This is a genomic window from Rhodococcus sp. UFZ-B548, assembly GCF_903819475.1.
GTDB lineage: Bacteria > Actinomycetota > Actinomycetes > Mycobacteriales > Mycobacteriaceae > Rhodococcus_F > Rhodococcus_F erythropolis.
This window is the reverse complement of sequence record NZ_CAIJDS010000113.1, coordinates 1-6,548: the sequence shown is the minus strand read 5'-3', so window position 1 is coordinate 6,548 and position 6,548 is coordinate 1. Positions and strand designations below refer to the sequence as shown.

At 61.4% G+C, this 6,548-nt stretch carries 1 protein-coding gene; it reads right to left on the bottom strand.

All coding sequences use genetic code 11. The annotated features are described in order from the left end of the window. Nucleotides 1-6,548 (bottom strand): non-ribosomal peptide synthetase (locus tag H7C86_RS36370; RefSeq protein WP_182263469.1); only part of this gene is annotated, 6,548 nt, incomplete at both ends.

Here is a 6,548-nt window from a genome sequence, read left to right as displayed (position 1 = left end):
CGCCGACACCACCCCAGCAATCACACCCCCCACACGATCAACCTCGACCGACTCGGGGGCCAGGTCGATTCCGACCTCGGAGACAGACAGGATCTCCTGGAATCCGACCCCGTCGACCTCCGGATACCGCGTGCGGAGAACCTCGTGGCGCGCGAGCACGTCTTTCACCGCAGTGTCCATTGCGGGGATGTCGAGAGTTCCGGTCAGTCGCACGACCATCGGTACGTTGTTGACTGCCGACTCGGTGTCGAAACGGTTCAGGAACCACATCCGCTGCTGCGCCAACGACAACGGAATACGTTCCGGCCGAACGACAGACGCCAACTCGAGGCGTCCGCCTTCACCGACGTGAGACTGAATTCGCGAGGCAAGACCCTCGACCGTCGACGTCTCGAACAGAACGCGAACGGGAATCTGCGTGTCGAGAGCCTTACCCAGTCTGGCAACCAACTGAGTGGCGACAAGCGAGTTTCCACCGAGATCGAAGAAATCGTCGTCGAGCCCTACGCGATCATGGCTCAACAGGTCGGCGAACACCTCCGCGACGACCTGCTCCGTGGACGTGATCGGTGCGCGGAACTCTCGCACGACGAACACCGGCGCGGGCAGAGCACGAAGATCAAGTTTTCCGTTGTTCGTCAGCGGGAGTTCGTCGAGAATCACGACCGCGTCGGGCACCATGTATGCGGCCAGGAACTGCCCGACGTCCTCGCGCAGAGCTGCCGGGTCGAGTACCGAACCAGCCTCCGGTACGACGTAGGCGACCAATTGATCGCCGAGATGCTCGTCGTGGCGGACCAGTGCGACGGCCCGCGATACTCCGGCAGATCGGAGCAACGCCGCTTCGATTTCACCCATCTCGATGCGGAAACCCCGCAACTGGACCTGGAAGTCGGTGCGACCGGAGTACTCGAGTAGACCGGCACGGTTCCAACGAGCGAGGTCACCGGTGCGGTACATCCGTTCGCCTGCGGTTCCGAACGGATCCGCGACGAAGCGAGTCGAGCTCAAATCGGTCCGACCCAGGTATCCACGCGCCAACTGCCCACCCGCAACATACATCTCGCCCGGAGTACCGACCGGCACCAGCTGCAAGCGCTCGTCGAGTACGTACACCCGCAAGCCCGGGATCGCCCGACCGATCACACTGGCTGCGGAGCTGCGCGCCAATGCCTCGTCGATCTGCAAGAACGAGACGTGAACCGTGGTCTCGGTGATGCCGTACATGTTGACGAGCTTCGGATCATGATCACCGCGGCGGTCGAACCAGCGTGACATCTGGGCGAAATCGAGAGCCTCGCCACCGAAGATCACGTAGCGCAACGACAACCGAGCCGGGTCGGCCGAGACGTCGCGGAGTCGATCCGCCTCGGCGAACTGATAGAACGCGGACGGAGTCTGATTGAGAACAGTGACCTCTTCGCGTTCGACCAACGCAAGGAACTGCTCGGGCGAACGAGAGGTCGGATAGTCGACTACAACGAGTCGCCCACCGAACAGCAGCGGTCCCCACAGTTCCCATACCGAGAAGTCGAATGCGTACGAGTGGAACATCGTCCACACGTCGGTCTCGTCGAAATCGAACATCTCTCTGGTGTTCTCGAACAGGCGAACGACGTTGGTGTGCGGAATCCGAACACCCTTGGGTGTTCCAGTCGATCCGGAAGTGTAGATCACGTAGGCAGTATTGGACGCTCGTAGAACCGCAGTCCGCTCGTCGTCCGCAATCGGTGTGTCGTCGACGGCAACGTCCAGGTTCGCCACGTCGAGAACCGGGATACCGCGAGCCGAGAACTTCGAGGACTCCTCCGAGACCGACAAGACACACGATGGCTCGGCATCGCCGAGTACAAACGAAATTCGCTCGGACGGGCTGTCCAGATCGATGGGGAGGTAGCCCGCACCGGTCTTGAGAACCGCGACAATGGCCACGATCAGATCCGCCGACCTCGGCAGCCCGATCGCCACCAGGGACTCGGCTCCGACACCGTGCCGGATCAACATCCGCGCCAAGCGATTCGAACGCGCGTCGAGTTCGGCGTAGGTCAACGCCTCCGAGCCGGCAGTGACGGCAACGGCGTCTGCCCGATCGGCTGCGACACGCTCGAAAATTTCGACAAGTGTGACGCTTGAATCGGATACGGCCGGAATGTTCCACGTGTCGAGCAACAGAGTCCGCTCGTCTGCGGCGACAAGATCGATGTCGCCTACCGAAACGGACGGATCGAGAACTATCGCATCCAGAACACGCTGGAAGCGGTCGACGAACTCCGAAATCGTCGACTCGTCGAAGAGGTCCGTGGCGTAGGTGATGTCACCGACCATCCCCGATGGAACACCCGAATCGTCGAGGTACTCACCGAAGGTGAACTGCAAGTCGAACTTTGCCACGTTGGTGGCCGAATCGACTGCACTGATCCGAAGGTCGGCCAACTCCAGTTCACCCTGGCGCTGGTTCTGGAAGGTCAGCATGACCTGGAAGAGAGGATGGCGAGCCTGCGAGCGCTGCGGATCGAGAACCTCGACCAGACGCTCGAACGGCACGTCAGCATTACCGAACGCCGCAAGGTCTGTCTCACGGACATCCGAGAGGAGGTCCGCGAACGAGTGTGACGGATCCACGTCTGTTCTGAGTACCAGTGTATTGACGAACATTCCGATCAAGTCGTCGAGCGCACGCTCACCGCGCCCGGAGACCGAGGTGCCGACCGCGATGTCGGAAGTGCCAGACAGCCTGGCCATCAACACCGCAACGGCCGCGTGGACCACCATGAACTCGGTTGTGCCCGTTTCACGGGCCACCCGGTTCAGAGCGCGATGTGTCGTTCCGTCGATGTCGAAACGAACACTCGCGCCCTGGCCGGAAGAGCGGTTCGGTCGTGGACGGTCCGAGGGCAATTCGATCTGCTCGGGAAGACCGCCCAGTGTTTCCCTCCAGTACGACACCTGCTGTGAAACGAGCGAACTCGGATCGTCCTCGGTGCCGAGGACCTCACGCTGCCAGACGCTGAAGTCCTTGAACTGGACGGCAAGTGGCAACCAGTTCGGAGCATCTCCGCGCAGACGCGCGTCGTAGGCAACCATGACGTCGCGAGTCAGAGGACCCATCGACACACCATCGGCACTGATGTGATGAGCGACGAACACGAAGACGTGTTCACGCTCGTCGAGCGCGAACAACGCCATCCGAACAGGCACTGTCGTTGTCACGTCGAAGCCCTGCGAGAGGAACTCACCGACCGTCGTCAACAGATCGGTTTCCTCGACCCGATCGACGATCAGGTCGGGAGCGACGTCTCCGACCGGTAGTACGGCCTGCCGAGGAACCCCGCGATCCTCCGGGTAGTAGGTACGCAAGATCTCGTGCCGCGCGATCACGTCGCCTATCGCGCTAGTCAGGGCATCGACGTCCAGATGCCCCGACAGCCGGATGGCAACAGGAATGTTGTTGACCGCGGAATCCGCATCGAACCTGTTGAGGAACCACATGCGCTGCTGCGCCAATGCCAACGGAACCGGATCGGGGCGGTGAGCCGAAGTCAGCGCTATGCGCCCGAGTCCGCCTGCGGATTCCGCCTGGCTCGCCAATGCCCCAACCGTCGGAGCTTCGAAGAGCAACCGCACCGGTACCCGCGTGTTGAGCGCTTCGCCGAGTCGCGCTGTCACTTGCGTGGCGATCAGCGAATTACCGCCGAGTTCGAAGAAATCGTCGTCCACACCCACCCGGGTAACGCCGAGTACTTCGCCGAAGATATTTGCGACGATCTGTTCGATCGGCGTGTTCGGCGCGCGGAACTCCTTGACGCGGAACTCCGGGACGGGAAGCGCTTTGCGGTCGAGCTTTCCGCTCGTGTTGAGCGGTAGTTCGTCGAGGACCACGACGGCCGTCGGGAGCATGTAGGACGGCAACTGTTGGGCTGCTGCGGAACGCACCGATTCGTAGCTGACAGTGCGCCCGCTCGCCGGAACGACGTATCCGACGAGGTGTTCGCCGGTGTCGGTAGCGACAACCAACACGACGGACTGCGCAACGTCCGAACTGCCGGCGATGACAGATTCGATCTCGGCAAGTTCGATCCGTTGCCCGCGGAACTTCACCTGGAAGTCGGTGCGTCCGATGTAGTCGAGTTCGACGGCGGCGTCTGCGCCGGTGGGAGTTACTCCCCAACGCACGAGGTCACCGGTGCGGTACATCCGGGCACCTGGAGAACCGAACGGGTCCGCGACGAATCGATCAGATGTCAGATCGACCCGGCTGTGATAGCCACGCGCCAACTGCACACCGGCCAGGTAGAGCTCGCCCGGTGTTCCTGCCGGGACGGGCGTCAGGTGGGAATCGAGTACGTAGACCTGCGAGTTCCATTGCGGGAGTCCGATCGGCACCACATACGAATCCTCGTCGGTTACTTCGTGACTGGTGATGCTGACGGTTGCTTCCGTCGGACCGTAGAGATTGTGCAACCGGGCGCCGGAGATCTCACGGAAGGCCCGTACAGCCGAAGCCGGTAGTGCCTCGCCGATGACGAACACATCACGTAGCGTCGCGCAGTCGCCTCGGTCCACAGTCGAGGCGAAAACCGTGAGCATCGACGGAACGAAGTCAGTCAGCGTTACACCATGGCGCGCAACGAGATCGGCCAGGTATGCAGGATCACGATGCCCGTCCGCGGATGCGACGATCAAACGACCGCCGCGAGCCAAAGTGAGGAAGAACCCCCACAGGGAGACGTCGAAGGTCGTCGCCGTCTTCTGCAGATAGGCGTCCGAGGCCGTGACTGCGTACCGTTCGGCCATCCATTCCGTCTGGTTGACGATCGCGCGATGAGTAATAGTGACGCCCTTTGGCTTTCCGGTCGAACCGGATGTGAACATCACGTATGCAACAGCGTCTGCGTGAAGCGGCCTCGTCCGCTCCGAGTCCGCGATCGGCCCGGAGGCGTACCCGGACAGATCAAGCGAGTCGATATCGAAGACAGACCTCTCCCCTGCTTCGGAGAATTCGTCTCGGTCGGTCGTGAGAACGCACACGGGCGCTGCCGCGTCGAGAATGTAGCCGATTCGTTCCACCGGGTGATCGGGGTCGACCGGTACGTACCCGGCACCCGCGGCCAGCACTGCGTACATGCCGACCACCAAATCAGAGGAACGTCGGATAGCTAGCGCAACAAGGCTTTCCGGCCCGACGCCGTTCGCGATGAGGTGTCGAGCCAAGCGATTGACACGCTGCGAAAAGTCGGCGTAGGTCAACAACTCCGACTCGAAGACCAATGCTGTCGCGTCGGGGTCGGCTGCGACATGCGATTCGAACGCCGACAGCAGAGACGGAACGGAAACAACGTCGTGCGACGTAGCATTCCAGTCCCCGATCATCCGCGTACGCTCGCCGGCATCGAGTACGTCGATTGCGCTGACCACGACTGTGGGATCCTGCGCAACGGTTTCGAGTATTCGAAGGAAGCGCTGGGCGAACTCCGAGACGATTCGCTCGTCGAAAAGATCGGTGGCGTATTCGAACTCGACGTCCACACGACGATCAGCCCCAGTCGAAGGGCCCGGATCCACCACAGTGACCTGAAGGTCGATTTTGGACATCTGAGTTTCGAACTCGATGACCGACACGGTCAGTCCTGGCAGATCGAGGCGACCTTGCTCGTGGTTCTGGAAAGTAAGTCCGACCTGGAAGAGCGGATTGCGCCCGGTCGATCGAGTCGGATTGAGCACCTCTACGAGACGTTCGAACGGCAGATCCCCATTCGAGAAGGCGGCAAGGTCTTGCGAGCGTGCTTGCTTGAGCAGATCAGCGAACGACCCGTCCTCGTCCACCTCGGTCCGAAGCACCAATGTGTTGACGAACATGCCGACCAGATCGTCGAGCAGTTCCTCGCCTCGGCCCGCGATCGGCGTGCCGACGACGATGTCAGTGGTACCGGACAGCTTGGCCAGCAATACAGCGAGCGCCGAATGCACCACCATGAACAGCGAAGCATTATGTGCGCGGGCAACTTCGAGCAGAGAGCCGCGTAGTTCCGGCTCGATCGAGAATCGCAGTTTGTCACCACGGTAAGACTGCTGAGTAGGACGGGGACGGAAGGACGGCAACTCCAACTGATCCGGGATTCCCCGCAGTGCAGTCTCCCAATGCGATACCTGCTCGGAAATAATCGAGGTGGGATCGTCCTCCGAACCGAGAACATCGCGTTGCCACAGAACGTAATCCGCGTACTGGACGGCCAACGGTTCCCAGTCCGGCGCGTTGCCGGCGATCCGCGCCGAATACGCGGTGATGACGTCTCGAGTGAAGGGCATCATCGACCAACCATCGGACGAAATGTGATGCACGACAGTGATCAGCACATACTGCTCTGGCCCGATCTCGAGGAGCGTCGCCTCGACCGGAACTCGCTTCGTCACGTCGAAAGCGATTCGGACGCAATCCAACAGCACCTGATCGAGCGATTCGGGATCAACCTTGACAGGAACAAGGGCGGGGACAGCTTCTGCGGTCGGGACGACCACCTGATACGGGCCGTCCGCATCCGTCGGATACA